This is a genomic window from Myxococcus hansupus, assembly GCF_000280925.3.
GTDB lineage: Bacteria > Myxococcota > Myxococcia > Myxococcales > Myxococcaceae > Myxococcus > Myxococcus hansupus.
In genome coordinates, this window is the sequence record NZ_CP012109.1 from 6,512,168 (window position 1) to 6,538,745 (window position 26,578).

A 26,578-nucleotide genomic window follows, 5' to 3' on the forward strand; every position below is an offset into this window, starting at 1 on the left:
GGGACGCTCGGTCATGGGTGTGGCTTTGCGGCGCATCATTGTCGAAACGATGGGCCACTATTGGCACTCCGTCAATAAGGGATAACCGGAGCCTCCGGGAACCCCATGGCCAGGGTCGCGCCACTGAACAGACCTGGGCCATGCCGCATCGCGACACCCGCCACCCAACGCACATGGCGCGACAGACGGCTGTCTTCAGCCGAGCGGCCGCCGTGACAGCCAACCTCGCCTCGTTCGAGCGCCGCCGTCAGGTCGGCCGGTGGCGGCCGCCACGCAACGCTGCCGGGGTCGTGCCGTAGCGCGCACCGAAGCAGCGGGTGAGATGGCTCTGGTCCGCGAAGCCCGTGGCCATCGCGATGCTCAAGATGGAGCCGTCGGTGGACACCAGGAGCTCGCGGGCACGCTCCAGGCGCCGCTCTCGCAGCCAGGCATGCGGAGCAAGGCCGAAGGTCGCCCGGAAGGTGCGCGAGAAATGGTGCTCACCCAAGCGCACCAGCGCCGCGAGGTGCTCGACGCGCACCGGCCGGTCGAGCCGCGCCTCGACGTAATCCAGCAGCGCCCGCCGCTCCTCGGGACTGAAGGTCCGGTCGTGTCCGGTGCGCTCGACGTCGACATAGTTGCGCAGCAGGTGGAGCGCGATGCGCTCGCCGGCGGCCCGGGCCCCCCGCTGTGCCCCGAGCAGGTCGGGCGTGGCGACCTCGCGGTGCAAATCGCATCCCAGTTGGACCAACGAGGGGTCGGGCGCATACGGAACGGCGCGCGGACGAAGGCGCACCAGGCCCCCCATCGATTCACGGACGACGTCCTCGAGGTAGCCGGGGTGCACCGCGATGTTGAGCACCTCGACCGCCCCTGACCAGCTCCAGCGCAGCGACATCGCCATCGGGTTGACCAGCACGTCGCCAGGGCCCAGGTCCATCACCTCGACCGAGTCGTTCATGATTCGACGAATCGACGCATGCCCGTCCAGGCAGAGGAGGATGTGAAAGGTGTCGAGCACCACGCCGGTCATCTGGTGGTGGGCGTCGAACCGGAAGCCGTGCACGCCAACCTGCGTCGCGGTCGCGGAGGTGCCCTCCAGCCACGCGGAGTAGTTGGCCGTGCTCCGCACCAGGTCATCGAGTCGAACGCTCGTGTGCGCTGCGGGGGCCATGTAACGAAGGCTAGCGCCGAAGCGCATCGCGGGAAACCGCAACCGTGCACCGAGGCATGCTTGCTCGAAGGGACTGCCGCGCAGCGGACGATGGGCTGTATCGAAACACGCATCTTGGGAGCCGCGCTCCTCGGATGTCTCGGGTTAGCCCGCGTGCATTGAAGAAGCCGACAGCCAAAGCCCCTCCACCGGGTGCGCCCCTCTGAAGCGCCTCACCTTTCGGCGCGCCCCGTGGCCTTGCTTTCGCGGAATTCCCCCGCGAGGCCTGAGACATTCTCTGTTTCAACCTCGCCGGTGGCCGCCGTCCCACAGGCGCCTGAGTGAACCCGTGGCGCTGCCGCGACGCGTCGTCCGAATCATTCCATTCGCGCCTCCGAGGCATTCAAGACCACCCCGGCTCGCGCCGGTACGGTGCTCAGCAGTTCGGCACTGGCCTCTGACTTCCATCGCAAGCCCATGGCATCCATCTACGACCTTGGCCTCGAGAAGAACGACGCGAACTTCGTCCAGTTGACGCCGATGACGTTCCTGGCGCGCGCGGCAACCGTGCACCCCGAGCGCGTGGCCATCATCCACGGCGCGCTTCGGCAGACCTGGCGCGAGACGTACGCGCGCTGTCGGCGGTTGGCGAGCGCGCTGCGGAAGCGAGGCATCGGCCGGGGCGACACCGTGGCGGCGCTCATGCCCAACGTGCCGGCGCTCATCGAGGCGCACTTCGGCGTGCCGATGAGCGGCGCGGTGCTGAACGCCCTCAACACCCGCTTCGACGCCCAGAGCATCGCCTTCATGCTGGCGCATGGCGAAGCCAAGGCGCTGCTCGTCGACCGCGAGCTGGCCGCGGTGGCGAGCGCGGCCGTCGACCGGCTCGGACGCGACATCCTCGTCATCGACGTGGACGCGCCCGAGCTCGACCTGCCCCCCGCGCCGGGGCTCGGATACGAGACCCTCCTCGCCGAGGGCGACCCCGCGTTCGTCTACGCCGGCCCGGACGACGAGTGGGACGCCATCTGCCTCAACTACACCTCGGGCACGACGGGCGACCCGAAGGGCGTCGTCTACCACCACCGGGGCGCGTTCCTGAACGCCACCTCCAACATCCTCGAGTGGGACCTGCCCAAGCACCCCGTGTACTTGTGGACGCTGCCGCTCTTCCACTGCAACGGGTGGTGCTTCGCGTGGACCGTCGCCGCGCGCGCGGGGACCAACGTGTGCCTGCGCAAGGTCGACGCGCCCACGTGTTTCGACCTCATCCGCGAACACCGCGTCACCCACTACTGCGGCGCGCCCATCGTGCACTCGATGCTCATCGCCGCCGCCGCCGCGCACGGCCAGGGCGTCTCCCACCGGGTGTCCGGCATGGTCGCGGGCGCCGCGCCGCCCGCCGCGATGATTGAAGCCATGGAGCAGCTCGGCATCGACCTCACGCACGTCTACGGCCTCACCGAGGTCTACGGCCCGGCGGCGGTCTGCGAGAAGCATGAAAGTTGGGACGCGTTGCCAATCTCCGAGCGGGCGCGCCTCAACGCCCGACAAGGCGCGCGCTACCACCTCCAGGAAGCCATCACCGTGCTCGACCCGGCCACGATGCAGCCGGTGCCCGCCGACGGAGAGACGATGGGCGAGGTGATGTTCCGCGGAAACATCACCATGAAGGGCTACCTCAAGAACCCCACGGCCACCCGCGCGGCATTCTCGGGCGGCTGGTTCCACACCGGCGACCTCGGCGTGCTGTCGCCGGATGGGTACGTGAAAATCAAGGACCGGAGCAAGGACATCATCATCTCCGGCGGCGAGAACATCTCGAGCATCGAAGTCGAAGACGTCCTCTACCGGCACCCCGCCGTCGTCGGCGCCGCGGTGGTCGCGCAGCCCGACCCGAAGTGGGGCGAGACGCCCTGCGCGTTCATCGAGCTTCGCCCCGGAGCCCAGGCCACCGCCGAGGACATCATCGCCTTCTGCAAGGAACGGCTGTCCGGATTCAAGGTGCCGCGCGCGGTCGTCTTCGGCCCGCTGCCCCGGACCTCGACCGGGAAGATTCAGAAGTTCGAGCTGCGCGCCCGCGCAGGCTCGTCACGCGCCATCGACGGCTGAAGCCAGCACAACCCAGGGAAGGAGCACCGCATGTCGGAGTTTGGCCTTATCGAAATCACCGAGAAGGACGATGTCTTCACCATTGAAATCGCGGGCCTCAACGGAAAGACCCATGCCGGCCTTGCCCGGGTCTTCCGCCGGGCACACGAATCCGATGCCCGGGTCGTGGTCGTCACCGGAAAGGACAAGTCCTTCCTCGCGCCCGAGAAGTACGAGTTCGAGTGGGTGAAGAAGCTCGGCATCTACAAGGACATGCTGCAAATCTTCAAGGAGGCCGAGGACATCGTCCGCGATCAGATCAACTGCGAGAAGGTCACCATCGCCAAGGTGTACGCGCCGGGCGCGCACAGCATGGGCGCGTCCATCGCGCTGGCCTGTGACTTCGTCTACGCGAGCGAGGACGCCACCTTCAGCGACCCGCACCTCTCCGGCTTCGGCGTCCCCCCGGGCGACGGCGGCGCGCTGCTGTGGCCCACCCGGATTGGTCTGAGCCGGGCCCGTGAGTTTCTGATGACTGACCGCGCCTGCACGGCGAAGGAGGCCTACGAAATCGGCCTCATCAACAAGGTCGCGCCCGTGGACCAGCTCGACGCCGAGGTCGACGCGCTCATCAAGAAACTCCTGTCGTACGACCCGCTCGGTCTGAAGATGACGAAGAAGTGGCTCAACCAGTACCTGCAGCAGAACATGAACATCGTCGGCATGGGCTCGCTCTTCGCCGAAGGCATGGTGCTCGCGAGCGGCAACTTCGCGCAGAAGACCGAGGCTTACGGCAAGCAGCTCGAGGCTGAAGGCAAGCGCAAGGGTTGAGCACCGACGAGGGCTGAAGTCGACAGTTCGAGCGACGCCCTTCCCCTCAGGCGAGCCAACTCAATTCCCGTTTTCTCCGTGCTAGGGTGCTCTGGCGTTACAGACACCCCTCGGAGGAAACATGAAGCTGGCGCACATGAAGAAGTTGGCTCCAGGACTCGCACTGCTCGTCGGCATCATGGCGGGCTCGGCCTTGTCCATGGTTCCGGGCTCCACGGCGGAGGCTCCTGACGCGCAGGTAGACCAGGCCAGGATGATCTGTTCGCGCAGTTGCAAGCCGTGCTCCACCCAGTTCGACTGTGGTGACAGAGAAGGCTCCTGCGGAGTCTGGCGCTGTATGCAGTAGCCGAGAACGCCAGAAGGACGCCTCAACGGAGCCTCCGAGTCGAAGCACTCGGAGGCTTCTTGTTATCGACTCACCTCGGCGCCTCGCGATTCGAAGACGGCGCCCGTGAGGCCCTGGGTGAAGACCTTCGAGGGCGGCATGCCGAACATTCCTCGAAACAGCCGGGAGAAATGCGCCGAATCGTAGAAGCCCGCGGCGTGCGCGACCTCGGTGAGGCTTCGGCCCTTGAGCGCGAGCGAGGTGGCCGCTTCCATCCGATACCAGGCGCGAAACGCACCGATCGGGACACCGACCTGCTCCTTGAACCGGTGTTCGACCAGGGACGTGGAGGCCCCCACCTGTTGTGACAGCGTCACCGCATCCGCGGGCGCGGCGTCAGGCGTGGAGAGCAGCTCGGCGACGCGTGCGATGCGTGCGTCGACCGACAGTGGACTGGGGCCTAGATTCAACGCGTTCTGGAACAGCTCGGACCAGGGCTCCGGCTTTCGCGCGGCCAGGGCGGTTTCGACGGCGGCGCGCAACACGCTGGCGTCGACCTGGTGGCGAAGCCCCGCGCCCGGCTCCAGGAACAGCATCGCGGCGCGCCCGCCACGGAAGTCGAGCGAGTGCCACTGCCACCCACGCACGAAGGTGGCCTCATGGTGCTCGACGCGGCCGTCGTCGTCGATGAGGTCGAACGCATCATCCAGCCCCACGAGCACGGCGTTGGCGGCGAACCGGTGCCGCGGCAACTCGTGGAAGCTGCCGACGTACAGCGCTCTTCCCCCGCCCAGCAACAGGTGGCTCTGCATCTGCAGAATCATACAAGCGTCGTCGTGGTGCCGCACGTAGCTTGCTGCGTTGAGCCTCGCCGCTCCCCTGCTCCCTGCCCCGCCCGTACCGATGACGCTCACTTCGAACAGAGGAGGCCTCATGGCCGATGACCCTTCGTCCCTGCCCCAGATGATTCTCGACCGGGCGCGCACGTCGCCGCAGCGCGTCGCATTCCGCGTGCGACGAGACGCGGCCTATGTCGACATTCCCTGGTCCGAGGCGCTCCCGCGGATTCAAGCCATTGCGGCGGGGCTGTTGAGCGCCGGCCCGGTGGATGATGGCGCGTGCATCACCATCGTCGGCAACACCACGATGGCGTCGTGTCTCGTCGACTTCGCGGCCCTGAGCGTCGGACTCAAGACGGTCCCCGTCTACGCGAGCCTGCTGCCGGAAGAAGTCGGCTACATGCACGTGGACACGGCGGCACAGCTCGTCGTCGTGGATGACGCGAGTCAACTCGACAAGGTGCGGGCCTTTCGAAAGGGCTTCACGTTCTTCGACCGGCCATATTCCCCCGCCGAGCTCAGCGCCCGAGCGAAGGTGGTGGTCATCCACCCAGCGGGACTGGCTCCCGCGGACGATTGGGAGAGCCTGGAGAGCGTCGAGGCCAGGGGCCGCGCCCAACAAGCGACACTGGAGAGCGAGGTGCGCCGGCGGGTCTCCCTGATTCGGCGCGAGCACGTCGCGACCTTCACCTACACCTCCGGCACCACCGGCGCACCGAAGGCGGTGATTCAAACCCACGACAACATGCTGGCGATGCTCGAGGACGTCGCCGACGCGGGGCTGATGGATGACGCCGTGCTCGAACACGGCTTGTTTCTCTTCCTGCCCGCCGCGCACTCCTTCGGACGCATGGTGGAGTTCGCCGGGCCGTTCTTCGGCGCGCCCCTGGTCATGTCCTCGGTGCCCACGCTGGCGGCGGACCTCCTCGTCGCGCGGCCAGGGTTCTTCCCGGCGGCGCCGCGTGTCTTCGAGAAGATGATGGCGAAAATCACCAGCGCCATCGAAAACGAACACGGGCTGAAACGGTGGCTGCTGGACTGGGCCCTGGGTGTGGGCCGACAAGTCGCGGCCCGTGGCGCTGCCGGCGAGTCACTGCCGCTGTTGCTGGCGGCTCAGCGTGGACTGGCGGACCGCCTCGTGCTGGCGAAGCTGCGCTCACGACTCGGCCTGGACAACGCATCGGTGCTCCTTTCGGGAGCCGCTGCGCTCCGTGAAGATGTCCAGATGTTCTTCCTCGCCTTGGGGCTGACCGTACTGGAAGCCTACGGACTGACGGAGACGTGCCCAGGGTTGACGGTCAACCGCAGGGACAACGTGCGGACCGGGACGGTGGGCAGACCGTTCAAGCGATGCGAGCTCAAGTTGGGACCCGACGGTGAACTGCTCGCTCGCGGGCCGAACATCACCCAGGGCTACCTGAATCGCCCAGAGGCCACGGCGGAGGCATTCGATGCGGACGGCTGGTTCCGAACGGGGGATCTCGCCTCCATTGATTCGGAGGGGTTCGTTCGGATTGCCGGGCGGAAGAAGGAGCTGCTCAAGACGAGCGGTGGAAAGTACATCGCGCCGCTGAAGATCGAGGCACAGCTCAAGCGACACCCGCTCGTCCAGGAAGCCGTCGTCGTTGGCGAGGGACGGAACTACTGCACGGCCTTGTTCGCGCTCGATGCGGAGATACTCGTCGAGGTGGCACGGCGCGAGGGCATTCCGGCGGACCCAGCCCACCCGCGAATCAACACGGTCCTGCAGACGCTGGTCGCGGAGACGAATACGGGTCTGGCGTCCTTCGAGCGCATCAAGACGTTTCGGGTGTCGCCCGGTCCCTTCACCGTGGATGGGGGCGAGCTCACGGCGTCACTGAAGGTCAAGCGCCACGCGGTCGTTCGGAAGCATGCGGCGTTGATCGAGTCGATGTATGAGGCCGTGGATTCGCCGTCCTTGAACGGCTGAACGCCCACGTCGCACGAGGTCCATTGCATTCGAGTCGAGGCGATGGCCACCTGGGTGTCCATTGCCCCTCGGATGCCCCCGAGTGAGCACCAGCACCGCCGAAAAACAAACAGTCTGGCACCCGCATGCCTCGCGGCACGAAAAGGCATACACGAGGATTCCCCTTACACAAACCCCGCACATTGACGCCCGACAAACGGACAATCCATACTACCAGTCAAATCCATCAACACGGCCGACCCTGAACCCGTTGCAGGTGTCTGCCCTCGGACTGGTACCCAAGCACTCTCGCAGTCCTCGTCCGATGTCGAAGCACCGCGAGGCACCCCCGCCTCGCGGCCTTGGAGGCGTGTATGCAAATGCTGTCACTGAAGGCAGTTTTCAGGAAACTCCCTGCCCTGGTCTTCGCCCTGTGCATGGGCCTGGGCTCGACCGTCGCGGCGCAGACCTACGAGCGCTTCGCGGGGCGGCTGTCCGACAAGGCCACCGGCGCGGCGCTGGTGAGCACGGTCACCGTCAATGGTTACAGGAAGGCCACGGCGACGAACGGTTCGTTCGAAATCTATGTCCCCACCGCCTCACGCTACGTGTTCGACGTGAGCATGAACGGCTACGTCCCCACGTCCATCATCCACCACAGGTCTCCACCCGCCGACCTGGACGTGAAGCTGACGCGGGCGGAAGTCCACACCATCAACCCCACGCAGAACATCGACGTCACCGACAACCGGGGGACCCGCATCACCATCCCCGCGGGCTCGCTCGTGGACTCCGCCGGCCGCCCCGCTCCGTCCTCGGTCCAGCTCCAGCTCTACACCTATGACCTGCGCAACGAGCAGATGGTGGGCGACATGAGCGCGATCGATGTGAATGGGCGGCCCGTCGCCTTGATCAGCCTGGGCGCATTCTCCGCGGAGTTCCGCGACACCAATGGGACGCTCTACAACCTGGCCAACGGCCGCGCCGCCACCATCCGCATGAACACGGACCCGGCCAGCACGTTCAGCGGCGCCATTCCCCTGTGGTGGTATGACCAGAGCCGGGGACTGTGGGTCGAAGAAGGAATGGGCTACGTGGAGAATGGCGTGGCCACGGGTCAGGTGCGCCACTTCACGGTGTGGAACTTCGACCTCAAGATGGACACTCCCGCCTGCGTCAAGTTGGAGTTCAATCCCCTCTACTTCTACACCACGTTGGCAGGCAAAGCCTCGGTTCGCCTGGATGTCGTCAGCCAGGGCGTGAGCAGCAGCAACGTGAGCGTCGACAACCCCGGGCCGCACGCGATCTACAACCTGCCGCCCAACACCAATGTCGGAGTCGTGGTCAACAACGTCCCGCACGGCATCGTGAACACAGGTGCTCCGTGGGGTGGAATTGGCATTCCCCCGCATCCCTATGACGTCTGCAACGGCAAGCTGCTCAACATCACCGGACCGACGGCGCAGTTCGGCATGTTGAAAGGACGGGTGCTGCGTCAGCACCGCACGAACCACGGTGGCGTCGCGGTGACGGTCAACCGGGGGAACACCCCCTTGGGGTCGGCGGTGACGGACGCCGGAGGCTTCTTCTCGGTGCAGGTGCCCGCGGGCAGCGGGACGACCATCACCGCGGCCAGGCTGGGATACCTCTCCGCCCAGCGCGCCAACTTCAACGTCGCCGCGGGCGGAACGTTGGAGCTGCCTGACGTGACGCTCCCCGCCGGCAACACGGACGGGGACAACGACATTGACTGGAATGACATCAACGCCATCGGCTCCGCCGTGACGACGCCCCCCACCGCGGTGGGCCCCAACGACCCGCGTGACGTCAACGGCAATGGCGTCATCGACTGGGACGACTCCGCCAAGGCCACCGCCAACGGTGGGATGGTGGGCCCGCGCCCCTGGTAGTCGCCGCGCTCGGCAGTTCACGCGTGGCCAGAGCCGCCAGCTCTGGCCACGCCGTCCTGGAATCATCAGCCATTGAGGGAACGATGCCGCTATCTCGCACGGGAGCACGAAGATACCTGGGAGTGTGGAGTGCATTGTGGTTGCTGGCCTGTGGTCGTCCCGAGGCCCAAGAGGACGCAACGCTCGATTTGGCTGCGCTGGTTCAGGGCGCGTTTGGCGGCGACCTGGGACAGGTGGTGGGCATGCCCGTCGCGACAGGCAGGACGTGTGGGAAGACCAGCGACTACCAACCGAGCTGCGCCGTTGGCCCCGCCGCCCCGGATGTCGCCTACCTCTGGCGAGCGCCCAGCTCCGACCGGTACACCTTCTCCACCGTCAACTCCAACTTCGACACGGTGCTCGAGGTTCGCCCCTACAACAACACCACGCAGTCGCTGGGCTGCAACGACGACATCGGCCCCGGCCAACAGCAATCCTCGTTGGAGATCGACCTCACCAGCGGGCAGGTGGTGCAGGTCATCGTGGACAGCTACGGGAGCAAGTGCGGCGACTATCAGCTCAACATCTTCAATAGCGGCGGCAACTGCCCCGTGTGCCACACCGGCCTGACAGGTGATCCCGCCAACGCCGGGAAAGCACCGGGCGCCTCGCCACGCTCGGGGAGCTGCCCCCGCGAGGCCCCAGCGATGCCGCGTCGCTGACCGCCACGCAATCGTCCGCGAACTCGCACGTAGCCGTCCTGGAAGCCGTGGACCGGCACCGGGAGACAGCGTGATGGAGACCGTTCTGGGCGGATTGCGTCAGAGCCTGCGTTCACTGGGCCGCAGTCCCGGCTTCACCTTGGCGTGCGTGCTGATGCTGGCGGTGGGCATCGGCGCGAGCACGGCGCTCTTCAGCGTGGTGGAGGGCGTCTTGCTGCGCCCCTTGCCCTATCCGAGCTCCGAGCGCCTCGTGGAGCTCTCCCAGCGCGCGGCGGACGGGCATCCCATGCGGTTCTCGGATCCCAACTTCGAGGATGTGCGGACGCGCGCGCGCACCGTCACGGCGCTGGCCCAGGTGTCGGGAGCGGCGAGCGTCGCCGTCACCGGTGCCGACGAGCCGGCCTTCGCCACGCTGGCGCTCGCCTCGCGCGACTTCTTCCCCGCCTTCGCGGTGCAGCCCGTCCAAGGCCGCCTCTTCGCCCCAGAGGAACAGCAGGCGGGAGGGGTTCCCGTGGTGGTGGTGAGCCACGCCTTCTGGCAGCGCTACCTGGGCGCACGGCCGCTGCCCCTGCCGGACACCCTCACCTTCGAGGGTCGCGTCTACACCGTGGTGGGCGTGATGCCCGCGTCCTTCGACTACCCGGTGGGCACGCAGTTGTGGACTCCGCGAGAGCTGGAGGCCCCCCTGCCCAGCCGCACCGCGCACAACTGGCGGGTGGTGGGGAGGCTCGTGGACGGCGTCGACCTCCAGGCCGCGCGAGCGGAACTGACCCACATCGCCCGTGAACTCGAGGCCCAGTACGGCCAGGACACGCGGATGCATGACATCGCCGTGGAATCCCTGCAGGAGAGCCTGGTCGGCCGGGTGCGGCCCACGCTCTACCTGCTGTCGGGGGCCGCGGCGTTCCTGCTGCTGGTGGCCGGCGCCAACGTCACGAACCTGCTGCTCGCCCGCGCGGCCACCCGGGCCCGGGAGCTCGCCATCCATGTGGCGCTGGGCGCGGGCCCCGGCGCCTTGATACGGCGATTCCTCCAGGAGTCGCTCCTGCTGTCACTGATGGGAGGCGCGCTGGGGGCCGTGCTCGCCACCTGGGGCGTGGGCGCGCTGCTCGCGGCCGAGCCGGGCCACCTGCCACGCGTCGACGAGGTGGGGGTGAACGCCGCGGTGCTCCTCTTCACCCTCGGACTCTCGCTGCTGCTCGCGCTGGGACTGGGGTTGCTGACGGCGCTGCGAGCGGCACGGCAGCCTCCAGGGGTCGTGCTGGCGCGCGCTGGGAGCACGAGCAGCGGAGGCGGGGGCGCCGAGCGCACGCGCCGGGCCCTCGTCGTGGGCCAGCTCGCGCTCGCGCTGGTCCTCCTGGTGGGCGCGGCGCTGCTCGGGCGCAGCCTGATGGGACTGCTCTCGCTGGACCCGGGGTATCGCACCGAGAATGTCGCGGTGCTCAGCATCGTGCTCCCGCCCGCCGAGGACGCGGAGCAGGGGCAGCGCAACGTGGGATTGCAAGAGCAGCTCCTGTCGCGACTGGTGGCGCTGCCCGGCGTGCGCGCCGCGGGTGCCGTGAGCAGCTTCCCACTGGAGGGCAGCCCCGCCGGAGACGGCACCTTCATCGTGCTCAACCGCCCCGACGAGGTGGGTGACTTCGAGGACTTCGGGAGGCTGGTGCGCGAGCCCGAGCGCACCGGCTCCGCCGAGTACCGCGTGGCCAGCGAGGGGTACTTCGCGGCGCTCGGCATCCCGCTCCTGCGCGGCCGGCTGTTCGACGCGCGTGACACCGTGGACGCGCCGCACGTGGCCGTCATCAGCGAGTCGCTCGCGAAGGCCCGCTGGCCCCACGAAGAGCCGTTGGGCAAGCTCATCCAGTTCGGAAACATGGACGGGGATTTGCGGCCCTTCACCATTGTCGGCGTGGTGGGGGACGTGCGGGAGCAAGGGCTGGATGACGCGCCCAGGCCCATGTTCTATGGCGGCTCCCGCCAGCGTCCGCGGGCCGCCTCCCGCCTGCACCTCGCCGTGCACGGCCCCATGGGCTCGGCGGCCCTGGTCACCGCGGCGCGGCCCGTGCTGCGAGAGCTGGCCCCCGAGCTGCCCTCGCGACTGTCCACGGTGGAGGCGCTGCTCGCGGGTTCACTCGCCCCCAGGCGCTTCAGCCTCCTGCTGCTGGGCGCGTTTGGCGCGATGGCGCTGCTGCTCTCGGTGGCGGGCCTCGCGGCCGTCGTGTCCTACGCGGTGGCGCAGCGCACGCGGGAGTTCGGCATCCGCTTCGCGCTGGGCGCGACGTCGGAAGACGTGCTGGGGTTGGTACTGAAGCAGGCGGCACGGCTCGCGGGATTGGGAATCGCGCTCGGCGTGCTCGGGGCCGTGGGGCTCAGCCAGGTGCTCACGGGGCTTGTGTATGGCGTGAGCACCACGGACCCACTCGTCTTCGCCGCCGTGGCGCTCCTCCTGCTGGGCGTGGCGCTGCTCGCGAGCTGGCTGCCGGCCCGGCGCGCCTCACGCGTGGACCCGATGACGGTCCTTCGTTCGGAGGCATGAGGCACCGCACGGGCTCACGGCGATACGTCGCCTCCATTCTCAGCGTCCGGGTCCACTCCGCACCCGACGCTCTCGAACGAGAGGATGCGCTCGTCCATGACCACCGGTGGCCCTCCATCGGTCCCGCAGTACGCCACCCGCGACACGAGATGCGTGTAGGTCCACAAAGGCATACTCCCGTGAATCGTAATGTCGCCACAGGGCACGGGTCCGCTGCATTCCTTCGTGAACTCGCTCAAGTCCACCAGCGGCCCGCCCTCGCGTCGCTGTGCCAGAAGGGTGCACTGATAGCATCCCCCCAGCACGGTTTGACACCGCGTCCGGAAGTTGAAGTAGGCGGGGTTCTCTTCACAGTTGGCCGAGAGCTCCGCCACTTGGGGCGTGTCCGGCCCGATGACACCGACGCCGAGGCCACTGTCAGGCTCTGGCTCGTGTTCAGCGCCCACACCGGCATCGTCAATGTCAGTGCCTGGCACCCCATCGGCTTCCACCACCTCTGTACCGCCGCAAGCCGAGAGAAGGAAAAACAGCGAACAGAGTGTGCGAGACAATGCTTGCATGGTCGAGTGCCGTGACGCGGGAACACCGGAGGGGAGTCCCCGGTGCCGAACATCCGGAAGCGCACGCTGCACCACCCCCGACGCTTTGCCGGTCCGGATATTCAAAAGGATTTACGCCCGAGGCAGCCCTGCCCGCCCTCCAAGGTTGACGCGCCCCCAAGCGGGTGCTGGCGGCGCGAGGCGAAACGCTGGAAGCCCCCCCATGACACCGTGCGGCCTCTCCGTTCTGGCGGGTGACGCCGGCCGTGCGGCGCCGTCACGAAGCCGTGGGCGAAGGACGAGACGTCGTCGTCGTGCATGGCGGCCCAGGACGCCCCGGGCACGGCGGATGGCACGTCCTGGATGACAGAGTTCGCGCTGGCGTGGGAAGCCCGTGGGGTGTGACAACGGGTCGACAACACCCCATCAGGCGCCCTGACTCAGGGCTGCGGCCGGGCGGCCCGCATCTGCTCCACGACCGCGAGGTACTCTTCCAGGGAATCGAGTCCCACGGCCGCGCGCCGCGCGTTCACCTTCTCAGGGTCCTCCAGCGCCTTGGGGACCATCTTTCCATCCACCTCCTCCAACTGCGTGGCGTAGCGCTGCGGCTTGCCGGTGTTCACCAGCACCCGGTCGGTGAGGTACGCGAGCTCCTTCGCCGAGCCCTCTCCTCGCGCCACGGCCTGCTCCAGCATCGGCAGGACGCCGAGCTGGAAGGCGACGTCCTGGTCCGCGTGCTGCACCAACAGCCACGCGGCGAAGGTCGCGCGCTTGCCCACCAAGTCACGTCCCGGCCAGCCCTGCTTCGCGATGACCTCCTTGAGCCAGGAGGTGTTGCGCGCGTCGATTTCCGCCATCCGTGCCTTGGCGGCCTCATCCGTGAAGTTCGAGGCGACGAGGGCCCTGCGCACTTCCTGGTCCTCTTCCATGCGCTTGAGCAGCTCGTCGCGCAGCGCGGGGTCCGCCGCCTCGTACTGCTTCGCCTCGGCCGCGACGACGCGCTGCTCCAGCGCCGCGTAGCCCGGCAGGCTCCGGACGCTGGCCAGGTCCTCGTCCTGCTGGAGGTGCTTCGTGTCGAAGAAGCCCTCGTCCACGGCGCGATCCAACCAAGTCAGCGCCTCTTCGTTCTCAGCCACCAGGGCCGCCGCGCAGGCCGCGTTGTAGGCCATGTTCTGACCCCGCACCCCGCCGGCCCAGGCGCTCCGGTACAGGGGAAGGGCGCCCGCGTTGTCCCCCTTCATGCTCAGCCCGTACGCCTCGGCGGCGGCCTTCTTGGCCTCGGGCGTCGCGACGGGCTTGGACGACTCGGGCTTCGCGGCCGTGGCACCCCGAGGAGCAGCGGGCTCCGGGGCGCCACCACCGTGGGCACATGCAACCAGGTTCAGCGCGGCGAGGAGGACGACGATGCGACGCATGATGCTCCAGGGGTGTGGGGATGATTGCGGGCGCTCCCAGCACATCCTGGGAGGTCCTGAGAACGCAGTGTAGGCAATTCTCGAATCCCAGGTCGCCCTGGAGTAGCGGGAGAGGCGGCGCCCCAGGGGGCAGCGCGCTTGCTCCGCGCCCACGCCGGCCTCACAGGACGCGGCCGGCGTCAACGGAACGGGCCACGCACCTCGAAGGTGACGCCATTGCCGTCCGCCCCGCGCTGCGAGCTGAAGTACAGCCGCCGGCCGTCTGGACTGAAGGCGGGGCCGGTGAGCTCCGAGCCCGCGTGTCCCTCCAGTTGGAGAAACGCCGCGACGGTGCGCTCGCGCCCCGGGGCGATGAGACACACCTGGAGGTCATTGCCGTCCTCGGCCACGTAGAGGTCGCCCGAACGGGATACGGTGACGTTGTCCACGCCGCGCAGCGGTGCGTCCGGGTAGAGGGCATGGTCGTAGATGATTTCCACCCGGCCGGTGGCGGGGGTGTGCGCCCAGACGCGATTGTCGCCCTTCGTCGTGAAGTAGATGACGCCGCCGTCGTACCAGCAGCCCTCGCCGCCATCGAACGCGGTGGTCAGAAAACGGGCGAGCTGCAGGTACACGGGGAGCGAGGCGGAGACCCGCACCCAACTGAAAGTCGCGGAGCCCCCCAGCGCGTCGCCGTTCAGCTTCGCGGCCTCCAGGGTGCCCGATGCCAACGAAGGCCATTGCGCGGGCGTGAAGCGATAGAGCCGTCCCTGGGGCCGGTCCTCCGTCAGGTACAGGCGCTGGCCCACCGGGTCCACGGCGACGGCCTCGTGGGCGAAGGTGCCCAGCGCCGCGCGCCGCTGACCTTGTGAGGGGCGCAGGGGATTGCATTCCCAGACGGTGCCCCCGTCCCACTCCTCACACGACAGCCAGGAGCCCCAGGGCGTGGGCCCTCCGGCGCAGTTGACCTGGGTGCCCTCGAGGATGCGGTAGGCGCTCGTCACGGTCCCGCCTCCGTCGAAGCGAATCGAGGAGGCGCCTCCCACCAGCGGCAGCTCGCAGTTGGAGGTGTAGACCCAGCCGCCATCGTCGGTGGGAAAGCAGACGCCGCCATCTGGCGCGGCATGCCACGTGTAGTGAGTGCCAGCAACGCGCTGTCCGGAGCGAGCGATGATGCGCGAGCTGAAGCCCGCGGGCAGCCGAAGCCCCTGCGCATCCGGAGCGCCGGAGATGGCACCGTAGGGCCCCGGCCCTGGCCGCGCGGGAGCGGCATACGCCGAACGCCAGAAACCCGACCCCAGGGCCAGCACGCCGCTGCCCATCGCCGTGAGTCGAAGGAAACGCCTGCGCTGCATGGGCATGCCTCCGTTCGCCAGAAGACCCGGAATCAGAAAGCGGACGCCCCCGCGACGGCGACACCATGGTCCTGGTCACCGGAGCCCCCGCTGACGCCGACAGCGCCCACGACCTTGCCGTTCTTCCGCAGCGGGACGCCTCCCGCGAAAATCATCACCTTGCCCTCGTTGGATGCGTGAATGCCATAGAACGGGCCCCCCGGCTGGGCACTCTTCGCCAGGTCCTGCGTGGTGATGTCGAAAGCGCGAGCGGTGAAGGCCTTCTTGATGGAGATGTCGACGCTGCCCAACCACGCCCCATCCATGCGCACGTGCGCAACCAGGTTTCCGCCCTCGTCGGCGACGGCGATGTTCATGGGCTGGCCCAACTCCTGGGCCTTCTTCTCGGCTGCGGCGATGATGCGACGCGCGTCTTCCAAACGGACCATGGGCGACTCCTGCGGGGGTTGGCGGCGCGCACAACGCCCCCGCGGACAAAGGAAGACAAGGCCGGGCTCGCCCGCGCCTTTGCGAATGTCCTGGAGACAATGAGGCGGTGGACGATTGTTCCGCCGGGCAACGGTTGTCCCGGCCCCCGTGCCGACCCAAACCTGGACACTCCGTCAGGACACGTGCCTGCGTCAGCCGCCGTGAGGACAGGTGTAGCGCTCGCCATCCTCAGGGACGAGCAGCTTGTGCTCCAACCCGGCCTGTCGCGCCGCCGCGCGGAGGCTCTTCCGGGTGCAGGGACAGTGGTCCAACGCCTCCAGGTGATTGGCGAGGACGCGGCCCGTCGTGAGGCGGGCCAGCTCCAGGGCGTCGTCTCCGTCCATCAGGATGTCCCCGCCCGCGTCGAAGCGCGCGCCCCCCGCGGGCACGATGGCGATGTCCGGGCGCCGCTCCGTGATGCAGGCGCGGACCGCATCGGTGAGCAGCGTATCGCCCGCGAGGTAGACGCTGGGTTCACCGGGCAGCTCGATGAAGTAGCCCACGCCATGCTCCATCAAGCCCCCGACCCATCCCCGGCCATGAACACAAGGGATGGCGGAGATGTGCCCATGAAAGAAGGGGGCGCGCTCCAGCGAGCTCACGGGTTGAGCACGCATGCCGCGCTCGCGCAGATACGACGCGTCATGCGGCGTGCAGAACACAGGGATGTCGCGCTCACGCAGGAAGCGCGCTCCAGCACGGTCCAGGTGGTCGAAGTGGCCCCGCTGGCAATGGGTGATGAGGGCATGTGTCACCGAGGCCAGCACCTCGCTGCTCCTCGGCGGCAGGTCCACGAGCGGATTGCGACGCCGCGTCCGGGTGAACCACTTCAGCGTGGGCAGCGCCGCGCGCGCAGCCAGCATGGGGTCGACGAGCAGACTCACGGGGCGACCGCCGCTTTCGAAGTCGAGCACCACGGTGGCGTTGCGCAACTGAGTGACATGCATGGGTGTCCTCTCCTCTCCAGGTGGAGTTGCCATGCACTTGTGCGCCAGGCGGCCGGCGGCCACAATGGCAGGAAGTGACAATGAACTTGCACTTCCAGCCAGGCGCGTCCACGGGCCTTCCCACGCATGAAGGGGCCTGGCCGTGAAGCGTCCTTCCCGTCCAGGGTCGCTGCGGTTGGGACTGCTGCTCTACCCGGGGTGCATGCCCGCCGGGCTGCTCGCCACCGCGGACCTGGTACGGGCCGTGAATCGACGCGCGGGTCGCGCGGTGTTCGAGCTCGCCTGGCTCGGGCTGAACCGCAAACCCATCGTCACCGAAGACGGGCTGACGCTGCGCCCACGCCACGTCCTGGGAGAGTTCCCCTGTGACGTGTGCCTCCTGCCCGGGTTCTGGGCCGAAAAGGAGGCGGACGTCGAGACCATGCTCGGGCGCCAGGCAGAGCTCATCGAAGCGCTGCGTCAGGCGCCGACGGGGCAGGCGCTTTGGAGCTACTGCGTCGGGGTCGCGCTCGCCGCCGCGGCCGGCGCGCTGGACGGGAAGGCCGCCACCGGAACCTGGTGGTTCCAGCACCTCCTCCAGCGCCGCTTCGCCCGTGTTCGCTGGCGATTCCCGGAGCCGCTGGTGGCGGACCGAGGGGCGGTGACCGCCTCGGGCGCCCAGGGGTACCTGCCCCTCATGACGCAGCAACTGGGACAGTGGGTCAGTCCCGAAGTGATGCGCGACGTCGAGCAGGTGTTGATGCTCCCGCGTCCTCCAACGGCACATCCCGCGTTTCGTCCGGTGGAGCTGATGGAGCTGCACTCCACGGCCTTGCGCCGGCTGCTCGTCTACGCCCAGTCCGTTCCCGCCTCCGAATTGAGCCTGACCCGCGCCGCCGAGCACTGCGCCGTGTCGCCACGCACGCTGTGCCGTCAAATCGAAGCCCACACCGGGCGCTCAGCGGGCGCATGGCTGCGTCTGGTCAAACTGCGCCAGGTGAGCGACGCCTTGACGACCTCGCTGGCGCCCTTGAAGGTCATCGGCGAACAACTGGGCTATCTCAACGAGAGCAGCCTGCACCGCGCGTTCAAGCAGACCACGGGCATGACACCCGTTCACTACCGGCAAGCCTTCGGGAACGTGAAGTCACCGCAACCACCGCGGCGCCCCGTTCATCCACTGCGCAACAAACACGTCTCGGTTTCGACAACCGAAACGCCGTAGTGGCAATCCCTGACACGGACTGCCTGCCCTTCCGTGACAGCGAACTTTTCTCGGACAGAACAACACTCAGGGTGAACCTTGACATCCCGTTGGTGACTGCCGCTTAATGCGCGCCGACCCGAACCTCAGTCATTTCTGGGCTGGCTCAGTTCACATGAATGACAGATTTGCGGCCACCATCGCGCCTCCTGGCGCCGGTGTACGCGTCGTCAACATGGGCCGCTGGGGATTGGGGCGCTTCAACGCCTACGGCAACACACGTACCGATAGGCCTTGCCATTGCCGCACCCCGTAACGGCTGTCGCAGTCCAGGCTCACATCCCCACTGACGGAAGAAGGAAGGCAAATCCATGCAGAATTCAAAGCTGTCGACCTGTGCCATGCTCGCACTGCTCACGGGCACCGTGAATCAGGCGGTCGCCGCACCCATGCACCCGACAGCGGTGGCACCGCCGGGTAGCTATTCGGCGCAGGTCCTGAACGACTTCGCGCTGCTGGCGGACTCGGACAATCCGAACCTCGTCTACTTCGTGCCGAAGCTCGGCAACCTGGCGGTGCAGTCTCCCCAGAGCCCGGCGCCCATTCCGCGCTTCCAGATCAACTCCTACTACCCGCCGAGCGGCGTGCTCCAGGGCATGGAGCTGACGAACCTGGGTGGCACCCTCTCGCCCACGGCGGACCTCGCCGCCCTGCAGCGTCTCCAGACGGAGGCGGCGCGGCAGGGCCTGCAGATCGCCCCCGCCCCGGTGAAGAGCGCTCGCACCACGTTCAACCTCTTCGCCCAACAGTCGTTGACCGGCCGCGTCGATACCCAGTGCGAGGTCGAGGAGTTCATCATCACCTTCCCCAACGGCAATCAGGTCACCCAGCGGGTCCCCAAGTGCAGGGTCCGTGACCTGGAGGGGAACTTCGTCGACTCGAACGTCGTGTACAAGTTCACGAGCAACCCCGCGCCCGCCAACAGCACGGCCAACCAGAACGTCTCCTTCCAGGCCATGCTGCTGCCGGATTGGACCCAGTCGCTCAAGGACACCATGCTGTTTGGTGACAACTTTGACGCCTCGCTGTCCGCCACCACGGAGTGGTTGATCTCCGCCAACACCCTCACCCGCCAGGCGCGTCTGACCATCAACTGGCAGTCCCTCTTCGAGCAGGCGAGCGCCTACACCGCGTTCCACCTCAACTCGTGTGTCGAAATTGAAATCAGCGCCTTCTTCGAGCGGATCGCCACGTGCCAGGGCGGCACGACGCCTTGTGGCATCTTCATCGAGTACCGGCAGACCAACGGCACCTGGACCGACCGGGCGCCGTCGGACGCGAACTTCAACGCCATCGTGGAGGCCCTGAAGGACTCGCTGCAGGAGGAGCTGTTCACGAAGATCCAGGCCGTCAATGGCCCGGTCTCCACCCAGCCGGCGGCCATCTTCACCCTGCGCGCCAACTACGAGAAGATCGTGACGACGCGCAACGAGGTCATGTCCATCGCGTACAACCAGGGCCCCGCCCCCTTCAATGCCAACACGACGCTGAACATCGACTGCGTCACGGGCGGCTTCGGGTACCCCGTCGTGTACGACATGAACAACCCGGCCTGCCGCGCGCGCGTGGGCCAGTGACACGCTGAGCGTCTGACTGGTTCCGCAGGGGAGGCGCCGCGGCACGGGCGCCTCCCCTCACGCCGTCCCCTACCCTGCCCACGAGTCCCTCTCTCTTATGTCCGCCTATCGAATCCTTGCCTCGGTCATGGTGTGTCTCTGCTTCGTCGTTGCGTTCGCCTCGCAGCCGGCGTCCGCAGCCACCCCCGGGCTCACGCTGGACTACGCACGCACCCTCGAGGAATCGGGCATGGTGTTCGTGCCCTATGAAGGGCAGAACCGGGGCCCGGTCTATTACACCCAGTACACGCAGGTTCCGACGGGAACGTCGACCGTTGGCACCCTGCGGCGCATCATCGTCAACCTGCGGCCCTCGGCCCACCTCCAGGGCCTCTACATCCCCTTCGTGAACCAGCACGGCATCATCGACGTCAGCGCGAGCCCCCTCCCCGCGCATGGCGAATGCCAAGCGTCCCAGGGCATCAAGGACCTCCTGTCCTTCATGCCAGCCAACTACAAACCCACCATCCTCACCGCGGGATACCCGGTGGTGTGCGCCCTGAGCCTCTACTTCACCGCCGACTATGAAACGACCGTGAGGGACTTCATTTCCACGCGGCCGGTCATGACCTTGGACGCCACGGTTCCGCTGTGTGAGCCCACCAGCCCTCGGATGAGTGTGAATGCCATCAACGAGGCGCTTCGGACCGCGGGCGTGCTCCAGGTCTCCCAGGCGGGCGTCTGGACGGGCAACTACTGGGACCTCCTCTTCGAGTCCGTCATGCTCACGCAGACCCAGCCGCAGCTCTTCGCCACCCAGGACCCTCGGGAAGGCTGGCAACTCTACATGCAGCTCTTCCAGTTGGATGGCGCGGCGGAGACCGCGACGATGAGCGCCGCCAACGCCCAGCAGAGCCTCTTCGTGTGCATCCCCAAGCCCCTGCACATCCGGTTCGGCCAGGTTGCGGTGCCTTGAGCGCGGGCACTCCGGAATGATTCACTGGACCCGAGGGTGGCCTCTCATCGTGGCGCTTGTCATGGCGGGCTGCCAGGACGCGCGGCCCCCGGACGACACGCGGGCGAAGGCGCTGCGAACCTGCGTCCTGGCCGAGCTGCCACCGCCGTCCACACCCGATGCGGCGTGGACGGTGACGGGGCATGCCCTCGTGGAAGCCTACCAACGCTGTCTGAAGGCCCCGGACGCCGCGAGCGCCGAGGCCTTCCACGCGCTGTGCCGAGACCTGGCGCGGCCCATGGGCGACGACCCGTCGCGGGTCCTCATCACCGATGCTCCGGGAGGCGAGCCTTGAAGCACGTCGTGCTCACGCTGCTGCTGCTCCTGGGACTGCCGGCCCATGCCCTGGGCGAGAAGGCCGAGGAGTGCACGGGCTGCCACACCTCGAAGCGCACCGTGGCGCAGCAGCGCTTCGGCAACGGGCTGGGCCGTTGGACCGACGCGCAGTGCTTCGGCTGTCACGCGGAGCTGAACGACGTCGCGGTGAAGCGGCACCAGCGCATCCAGGACCCGCGCTACGTCGCCGTTCCGGTGCGCGAGGAGCGGCTGAAGAGCATGGCGACGGTGTCGCCCCTGTCGTACATGAGCGCGCCGGAGAGCGTGGAGCCGGAGGGCGCGGTGCCGCGCATCTCGCTGGAACGGCTGGGCGACTTCCTCAAGCGCCCGAGCACCCTCTCCGTCGTCGAGGGCGGCCGGGCCCCCCGGATGATGGCGTATCCCGACCTGCGGCCCCGCGAGCTCGCGGAGATTGCCCGCATGCTGGGCGTCAAGACGGTGGCCCGGGCCGCGAAGGCCGTGCCCCTGAACACCGCGGAGCGCCAGCAGGCGGACGCGCTGTGGGCGTCGCGTTGCAAGAGCTGCCACGCCGGGGAGCAGCGGCTCTCCGGGCGAAGCGCCGTGACGCTCGGGCTCTTCACCCCCGAATGGATTCACGCGTACGCGAACAACCGGGTCACCTCGCCTCGGCCGGAAACGCGCACCATGCCCGAGGTGCCGCTCAACCTCGACGAGGCCCGGCTGCTGCACCGCCTGTTCGGAGCGATGCGCACCGAGGAGCAGAAGTCACTGGATGCGCGCGTCGCGGCGCTGGAGCTCGAGGCCACGCCGATGCCCGCCCAGTTGCCGCCTGGCTTCGTGAACTTCCTCTGGGGGCCCTTCTTCCGGACCGCCACCTGCGTGCACTGCCACGCCACCAGTCCCCGCGCCGCCCGGGCCTTCACCGCCAACGAGGCCGGCATGAAGCAGTACCTGCGCGACCGCTCGGGGCGTGAGCTCTGGATGCGACTGGCGACGCGCCACGAGGAGGACCGTCACGGGCTCGTCGCGGCACTCCCGGGCATGCCCATGGCGGGCGCGCCGATTCCCCAGGAGACGCTGGGGCTCATCGGGCGATGGGTCCTGGAGCGCTGTCCGGACCCGCAGGGAAAGACGTGGTGCCGGCCGTAACAACCCACCTTCGGAAGGAGCTTCACGATGGGCCCGAGCAGCGATGGTGCGAGGAGATGGTCCTGGCTGGGCGGCCTGCTGGCCCTGGTGAGCGTCACCACCGCCTGCGGCGTGGACGCGGTCCAGGAGCGCGACTCCGCAACGGAGACGGTGCGACAGCGCGCTGGAGCGCGCCTGCCTCCCGTGCGGCTGGCGGTCGGGCAGTATCACTCCCTGGCGGTGCATTCGGAGGGGACCGTCTTCGCCTGGGGCTTCAACCGCCTGGGCCAGTTGGGTGACGGCACCACCCAGGACAAGGCCGCGCCCGTCCAGGTGGCCGGGGTGGCGTCGGCGGTGTCCGTGGCGGCCGGAGACCAGTACTCGCTGGCCCTGGACGAGAATGGCGACGTCTGGGCCTGGGGCGACAACGCGAGCGGCCAGCTCGGCGATGGAACGCTCACGCCCCGCGCCCAGCCCCGGCGCGTGAGCGGGCTGACGCAGGGCGTGTCCCTGGCCTCGGGGTTCGCGCACGCCGTCGCGCTGCGCGCGGATGGCACCGTCTGGGCCTGGGGCGACAACCGCAGCAACCAGCTTGGCAGCGCGACGCTCACCCGCAGCCCCGTCCCCATTCCCGTGCCCGGTCTCTCCGACATCGTCGCGGTCGTCGCCGGTGGCTCCTCGTCGCTGGCGCTGCGCGCGGACGGCACCGTCTGGGCCTGGGGCGACAACCGGTACGGGCAGCTCGGGGACGGCACCACGGTGCGCCGGGCCGCGCCGGTGCGGGTCGCAAACCTGGATGCGGTCACCCACATTTCCGCGGGCGCGTACCACGCGCTGGCGCTGCGCGCGGACGGAACGGCGTGGGCCTGGGGCTACAACGCCTTCGGGCAGCTCGGCGATGGGACGACCGTCCAGCGGACGTTGCCCGTCCTCATTGGCCTCACCGAGACGCGAACCGTCGTCGCGGGCAACTATCACTCGCTGGCCGTGCGCACCGACGGCGCGGTATGGGCGTGGGGAGACAACCGCTACCGGCAACTCGGCACGGGCAACCTCACCAGCAGCGCGGTGCCGCTCCACGCGGGGATGACAGGCGGCGTCACCCTGGTGGCCGGCTTCCGCCACTCGGTGGCGCTGGGTGCGGACGGAACGGCCTGGTCCTGGGGAGACAACGTCTTCGGCCAGTTGGGTGACACCACCTTCCAGCCGAGGATGGCGCCCGTGCAGGTCACCGGGCTCGCCCTGGGCCGCGCGGACGCGACGTCCGGCCAGCTCCACACCGTCATGCTGGGGGCGAATGGACGGCTGTGGGCGTGGGGCGACAACAACCAGGGCCAGTTGGGCAACGGCACCCAGCAGAACAGCTCCCTGCCGCTCCCGGTGAACCTGACGGGCATCACCTCCGTGTCCTCGGGGCACCGGCACACCGCGGCGCTCCGCCTGGACGGCACCGTGTGGTCCTGGGGAACGAACCAGTATGGCCAGTTGGGCGACGGCACGCGCACCGACCGCTCCACGCCCGTCCAGGTGCCAGGCCTCACTGGCGTCACCTCCATCGCCACGGGGGACTACCACTCCCTCGCGCTGCGCTCGAACGGCACCGTCTGGGGCTGGGGCTTCAACCGCTACGGACAACTTGGGGACGGGACGACGGTAGACCGGACGCAGCCCGTCCAGGTGTCGGGGCTCACCAACATCGTGTCCATCGCCGCGGGAGGCGGCCACTCGCTCGCGCTGCGTTCGGACGGGACGGTCTGGGCCTTCGGCTACAACTTCGACGGCCAGTTGGGGAACGGAACGCGGACGTGGACCATCCTCCCCGTCCAGGCCGTGGGCCTGGGGAACGTGGTCTCCCTGGCCGCGGGGAAGATGTATTCGCTGGCGCTGCGCGCGGACGGCACCGTCTGGGCCTGGGGCTACAACGCATCGGGGCAGTTGGGCGTCGGCACGACGCAGGGCAGCGCGGTTCCGCTCCAGGTCTCGGGGTTGAGCGCCATCACCTCCATCACCGCGGGCACCTACCACTCGCTGGCGCTGCGCTCGGACGGCTGGGTCTGGGCCTGGGGCTTCAACTTCGAAGGACAACTGGGCAATGGCACCAGCGACAATCGCCTCACCCCTGGCCTGGTCGTCAGCATGTCCAACGCGACGGCCATCTTCGCGGGAGACCTGCACTCGCTCGCGGTGAGAGCGGACGGCACGCTCTGGGCCTGGGGACTCAACAGCCACGGCCAACTGGGAACGGGTGACACCGTCGAGGCCTGGTTCCCGGTCCAGGTCCAGGGTCTGTAGCCCCGCGCCCACTTCGCGCCCTGGCACCCGCGGGGCCTTCACTTCCGACAAGGAGCGTCACCATGTTGCAAAGCTTCGCCTCCAAGCTGGGCCCTCGCGCGCTCGCGAAGACGGGCCTCGCGTTGACACTGCTGTCCGGCACCGCGGCACGGGCCTTCACGGAAGAGCACGTCATCGTGCTCATCGACCGAAGCGCCACCATGCTGACGACGCGCGTCTCGGGACTGACGCGCTTCGAGGAGGCGGTGTCCCTCGCGGCCAACTATGTGCGCCTGCCCAATGCCCTTCCTCGCAAGTACGCCGTCTGGACCTTCGAGGGCACGGGCTACATCCAGGAGCAGGGGTTCGATGACGAGGATGCGACGCGCCTGACCTTGAGCCGGCTGACGGTGGGGCGCGGCGCGACCCCGCTGGCGCACGCCGTCTGTGATGCCGCCGACGAGCTGCTCCGGTTCGAGCCCGGCGTCGACGCGCGCAAGGTCGTCTATCTCATCTCGGATGGCGAGGAGAACAGCTCGCCCACGACGTCCCTCTGCTACGGGCCGCGCAGCACCACGCGCTACCCGCAGCTCGAGGAAGACTCTTGGCAGTGGAAGGTCCGGAACATGCTCAAGACGGGGGACCCGCTGCGCGACAGCCAGACGGACTACCAGCTCGTGCTCGACGCGAACGTCTTCTACAACTACCTGACGCTGGCCCCTCAGAAGTCGACGCCGCCCCTGCCGCCCTTCCTGGCATTGTTGCAAGGGCTGTCCCGGGAGTCGGGCGGTGTCTACACCGTCGTCGACGACAGCCGCCCCGTTCCCTACCCGGGCGACACCAACCAGAATGGCTGTGTCGACATGACCGACTTCTACTTCGTCGTGGGGTACTACGGCATGAGCGTCCCGCCCGCGCCGCCCCAGGCGGACATCAACCAGGACGGCCGGGTGGACATCACCGACTACAACATCGTCCTGAACAACCTTGGTAGCGGGTGCGGTCCCGTGGGCAAGCTCGACAAGGAGTGACGGACACGACGGCCCGGCGCGAATGCTTGCACCGGGCCGGGCGTTTTCAGAACAGCGTTACTCGTCCCCGAGCGTCGCGGTGCACCGGCCACCCATGCCCCAGTTGGCCATGAGGACGGAGTAGTCGGAGTAGTCCACCACCTGGTCACGGTTCACGTCGGCCCTCGGGTCCCCGGGAGGCACCCGCAGACCAAAGTTCACGAGGAGGATGTCGTAATCCCTCATGTCAACACACCCATCCCCGTTGACGTCTCCATGAACGGGCCGGGGTGCGCTGTCGCCCACCACGCGCATCCGGCCGCCAGACTCCACCGCGAGCATTCGAAGGTACGCGACGAAAGGGTCCTCCGGAGGGAGCGCGTGACCGGCCGGAACCAGGGACCTCCCGTTCTCGGAGACCTCATGGATGAGGGAGTCCGACGCTTCGCTCGCCGAGAGCCCCGTCACGAAGCTGCCGAAGAAGGTGACGTCTGAGACAATCGTGAATGGAACCGGGTTGGGGTTCTGGGCATTGCCAGTCCGAAGCTTGTTGCGGACCTTCCACTGCCAGGACTGGGCCGCCATCGTGGCGCTGTCGGGTCCCTGGCACTGCGTCCCCGGGGGGCTGCTGTTCTCCATGCCATCCGAGCTGAGCTGAATCCGCTTCCTCGCCAGGACATGGGTGCGGAAGCCAATCAACGTATCCACGGCGTCACATGCCGCGTAGGCCAACGGCGTGACGCCGATTCCCACCTGGATGGAATTGAGGGCATTCAACACCTGCTGGGTGTCGACCGTGAAGTCGAGGTGCTTGCGATAGGTGGTCCCCTCGAAAGACCAGACAGAGGTGTACCGAGTCACGGAGGGGCTGGCGAACTCCACGTCATCCCTCGCCATGAGGAGCCCCGCCTGGAAGCGGGTGCTTCCATCCGTCCGCGTCCCAGCCATGGAGCCACTGCGGTCAATGAGGATGATGACATGCTCCTCCATGAAGACAGGCTGGGCCTTCGCGGCCTCGGGAAAAAACAGCATGACCAGACCCACTGCCGCGAACAGACGCACC

Annotated in this window: 21 protein-coding genes; 13 read left to right on the plus strand and 8 right to left on the minus strand. The window is 68.0% G+C overall.

Going from position 1 to position 26,578, the window contains the following annotated elements:
- Window positions 1-247: 247 nt before the first annotated feature.
- Window positions 248-1,153, minus strand: coding sequence for a helix-turn-helix domain-containing protein (locus A176_RS25305; RefSeq protein WP_021781586.1), 906 nt, complete (start codon window positions 1,151-1,153; stop codon window positions 248-250).
- Window positions 1,154-1,609: 456 nt separating this feature from the next.
- On the opposite strand from A176_RS25305, the gene A176_RS25310 reads away from it, so the two are divergent.
- Window positions 1,610-3,244 (plus strand): acyl-CoA synthetase, encoded by a 1,635-nt coding sequence (locus A176_RS25310; protein ID WP_002633102.1) that lies wholly within the window; start codon window positions 1,610-1,612, stop codon window positions 3,242-3,244.
- Window positions 3,245-3,274: 30 nt separating this feature from the next.
- Window positions 3,275-4,054 (plus strand): enoyl-CoA hydratase/isomerase family protein, encoded by a 780-nt coding sequence (locus A176_RS25315; RefSeq protein ID WP_002633103.1) that lies wholly within the window; start codon window positions 3,275-3,277, stop codon window positions 4,052-4,054.
- Window positions 4,055-4,462: 408 nt separating this feature from the next.
- Here A176_RS25315 and A176_RS25325 read toward each other — a convergent pair whose 3' ends face one another.
- On the minus strand, window positions 4,463-5,203 hold the full coding sequence (locus tag A176_RS25325; protein WP_002633105.1) for a helix-turn-helix domain-containing protein: 741 nt from the start codon (window positions 5,201-5,203) through the stop codon (window positions 4,463-4,465).
- A 109-nt stretch (window positions 5,204-5,312) separates the two neighbouring features.
- Between A176_RS25325 and A176_RS25330 the strand changes: the two genes are divergently transcribed.
- From A176_RS25330 to A176_RS25345, 4 genes are all read left to right on the plus strand, one after another.
- Window positions 5,313-7,169, plus strand: coding sequence for an AMP-dependent synthetase/ligase (locus A176_RS25330; RefSeq protein ID WP_002633106.1), 1,857 nt, complete (start codon window positions 5,313-5,315; stop codon window positions 7,167-7,169).
- A 353-nt stretch (window positions 7,170-7,522) separates the two neighbouring features.
- Window positions 7,523-9,058: a carboxypeptidase regulatory-like domain-containing protein gene (locus A176_RS25335; RefSeq protein WP_144429614.1), complete on the plus strand. Its 1,536-nt coding sequence runs from the start codon at window positions 7,523-7,525 to the stop codon at window positions 9,056-9,058.
- Between the two features lie 188 nt (window positions 9,059-9,246).
- Window positions 9,247-9,759, plus strand: a complete 513-nt coding sequence (locus tag A176_RS25340; RefSeq protein ID WP_144429615.1) for a hypothetical protein — start codon at window positions 9,247-9,249, stop codon at window positions 9,757-9,759.
- Window positions 9,760-9,832: 73 nt separating this feature from the next.
- Complete coding sequence (locus tag A176_RS25345) at window positions 9,833-12,292, plus strand: ABC transporter permease (RefSeq protein ID WP_044890976.1); 2,460 nt, start codon at window positions 9,833-9,835, stop codon at window positions 12,290-12,292.
- A gap of 14 nt (window positions 12,293-12,306) precedes the next feature.
- Here A176_RS25345 and A176_RS25350 read toward each other — a convergent pair whose 3' ends face one another.
- The 5 genes from A176_RS25350 to A176_RS25370 form a co-directional block, all read right to left on the minus strand.
- Entirely contained in the window at window positions 12,307-12,768 is a 462-nt protein-coding gene (locus A176_RS25350) for a hypothetical protein (RefSeq protein ID WP_044890975.1), read from the minus strand.
- Between the two features lie 503 nt (window positions 12,769-13,271).
- Complete coding sequence (locus A176_RS25355; RefSeq protein ID WP_002633111.1) at window positions 13,272-14,246, minus strand: DUF6624 domain-containing protein; 975 nt, start codon at window positions 14,244-14,246, stop codon at window positions 13,272-13,274.
- A gap of 179 nt (window positions 14,247-14,425) precedes the next feature.
- A complete protein-coding gene (locus A176_RS25360) occupies window positions 14,426-15,580 on the minus strand; it encodes an alkaline phosphatase PhoX (RefSeq protein WP_002633112.1) in 1,155 nt (384 codons plus the stop codon).
- Between the two features lie 32 nt (window positions 15,581-15,612).
- Window positions 15,613-16,008, minus strand: a complete 396-nt coding sequence (locus A176_RS25365; RefSeq protein WP_002633113.1) for a GlcG/HbpS family heme-binding protein — start codon at window positions 16,006-16,008, stop codon at window positions 15,613-15,615.
- A 192-nt stretch (window positions 16,009-16,200) separates the two neighbouring features.
- Window positions 16,201-16,995, minus strand: a complete 795-nt coding sequence (locus tag A176_RS25370) for an MBL fold metallo-hydrolase (RefSeq protein WP_002633114.1) — start codon at window positions 16,993-16,995, stop codon at window positions 16,201-16,203.
- Between the two features lie 142 nt (window positions 16,996-17,137).
- Here A176_RS25370 and A176_RS25375 point away from each other — a divergent pair, with 142 nt between their 5' ends.
- The 7 genes from A176_RS25375 to A176_RS25405 all read left to right on the plus strand — a co-directional run bounded on the left by A176_RS25375 (window position 17,138) and on the right by A176_RS25405 (window position 25,536).
- Entirely contained in the window at window positions 17,138-18,199 is a 1,062-nt protein-coding gene (locus tag A176_RS25375; RefSeq protein WP_002633115.1) for a helix-turn-helix domain-containing protein, read from the plus strand.
- A 350-nt stretch (window positions 18,200-18,549) separates the two neighbouring features.
- Window positions 18,550-19,815, plus strand: coding sequence for a hypothetical protein (locus A176_RS25380; protein WP_044890974.1), 1,266 nt, complete (start codon window positions 18,550-18,552; stop codon window positions 19,813-19,815).
- A 97-nt stretch (window positions 19,816-19,912) separates the two neighbouring features.
- Window positions 19,913-20,770: a hypothetical protein gene (locus A176_RS25385; RefSeq protein ID WP_002633117.1), complete on the plus strand. Its 858-nt coding sequence runs from the start codon at window positions 19,913-19,915 to the stop codon at window positions 20,768-20,770.
- A 49-nt stretch (window positions 20,771-20,819) separates the two neighbouring features.
- Window positions 20,820-21,104 (plus strand): hypothetical protein, encoded by a 285-nt coding sequence (locus A176_RS25390; RefSeq protein ID WP_144429616.1) that lies wholly within the window; start codon window positions 20,820-20,822, stop codon window positions 21,102-21,104.
- Window positions 21,101-22,255, plus strand: coding sequence for a cytochrome c3 family protein (locus A176_RS25395; RefSeq protein WP_002633119.1), 1,155 nt, complete (start codon window positions 21,101-21,103; stop codon window positions 22,253-22,255). Before A176_RS25390 ends, A176_RS25395 begins: the two co-directional genes overlap by 4 nt.
- A gap of 27 nt (window positions 22,256-22,282) precedes the next feature.
- The gene (locus A176_RS25400) at window positions 22,283-24,526 is read left to right on the plus strand and encodes an RCC1 domain-containing protein (RefSeq protein WP_002633120.1); all 2,244 of its coding nucleotides are present in this window, start codon (window positions 22,283-22,285) and stop codon (window positions 24,524-24,526) included.
- Between the two features lie 62 nt (window positions 24,527-24,588).
- Window positions 24,589-25,536 (plus strand): dockerin type I domain-containing protein, encoded by a 948-nt coding sequence (locus tag A176_RS25405; RefSeq protein ID WP_002633121.1) that lies wholly within the window; start codon window positions 24,589-24,591, stop codon window positions 25,534-25,536.
- 57 nt (window positions 25,537-25,593) lie between these two features.
- Here the strand turns inward: A176_RS25405 and A176_RS25410 are convergent, their stop codons facing one another.
- Window positions 25,594-26,547, minus strand: a complete 954-nt coding sequence (locus A176_RS25410) for a VWA domain-containing protein (RefSeq protein ID WP_002633122.1) — start codon at window positions 26,545-26,547, stop codon at window positions 25,594-25,596.
- Between the last annotated feature and the right edge of the window lie 31 nt (window positions 26,548-26,578).

Excerpts from the sequence above, each read along its gene's own strand:
- A176_RS25405 (WP_002633121.1), top strand. The coding sequence starts at position 24,589 with ATGTTGCAAAGCTTCGCCTCCAAGCTGGGCCCTCGCGCGCTCGCGAAG.
- A176_RS25385 (WP_002633117.1), top strand. The coding sequence starts at position 19,913 with ATGTCCGCCTATCGAATCCTTGCCTCGGTCATGGTGTGTCTCTGCTTC.
- A176_RS25410 (WP_002633122.1), bottom strand. The coding sequence starts at position 26,547 with ATGCTGTTTTTTCCCGAGGCCGCGAAGGCCCAGCCTGTCTTCATGGAG.
- A176_RS25305 (WP_021781586.1), bottom strand. The coding sequence starts at position 1,153 with ATGGCCCCCGCAGCGCACACGAGCGTTCGACTCGATGACCTGGTGCGG.
- A176_RS25370 (WP_002633114.1), bottom strand. The coding sequence starts at position 16,995 with ATGCATGTCACTCAGTTGCGCAACGCCACCGTGGTGCTCGACTTCGAA.
- A176_RS25315 (WP_002633103.1), top strand. The coding sequence starts at position 3,275 with ATGTCGGAGTTTGGCCTTATCGAAATCACCGAGAAGGACGATGTCTTC.
- A176_RS25380 (WP_044890974.1), top strand. The coding sequence starts at position 18,550 with ATGCAGAATTCAAAGCTGTCGACCTGTGCCATGCTCGCACTGCTCACG.
- A176_RS25330 (WP_002633106.1), top strand. The coding sequence starts at position 5,313 with ATGGCCGATGACCCTTCGTCCCTGCCCCAGATGATTCTCGACCGGGCG.
- A176_RS25335 (WP_144429614.1), top strand. The coding sequence starts at position 7,523 with ATGCAAATGCTGTCACTGAAGGCAGTTTTCAGGAAACTCCCTGCCCTG.
- A176_RS25360 (WP_002633112.1), bottom strand. The coding sequence starts at position 15,580 with ATGCAGCGCAGGCGTTTCCTTCGACTCACGGCGATGGGCAGCGGCGTG.
- A176_RS25355 (WP_002633111.1), bottom strand. The coding sequence starts at position 14,246 with ATGCGTCGCATCGTCGTCCTCCTCGCCGCGCTGAACCTGGTTGCATGT.
- A176_RS25345 (WP_044890976.1), top strand. The coding sequence starts at position 9,833 with ATGGAGACCGTTCTGGGCGGATTGCGTCAGAGCCTGCGTTCACTGGGC.
- A176_RS25310 (WP_002633102.1), top strand. The coding sequence starts at position 1,610 with ATGGCATCCATCTACGACCTTGGCCTCGAGAAGAACGACGCGAACTTC.
- A176_RS25365 (WP_002633113.1), bottom strand. The coding sequence starts at position 16,008 with ATGGTCCGTTTGGAAGACGCGCGTCGCATCATCGCCGCAGCCGAGAAG.
- A176_RS25400 (WP_002633120.1), top strand. The coding sequence starts at position 22,283 with ATGGGCCCGAGCAGCGATGGTGCGAGGAGATGGTCCTGGCTGGGCGGC.
- A176_RS25325 (WP_002633105.1), bottom strand. The coding sequence starts at position 5,203 with ATGATTCTGCAGATGCAGAGCCACCTGTTGCTGGGCGGGGGAAGAGCG.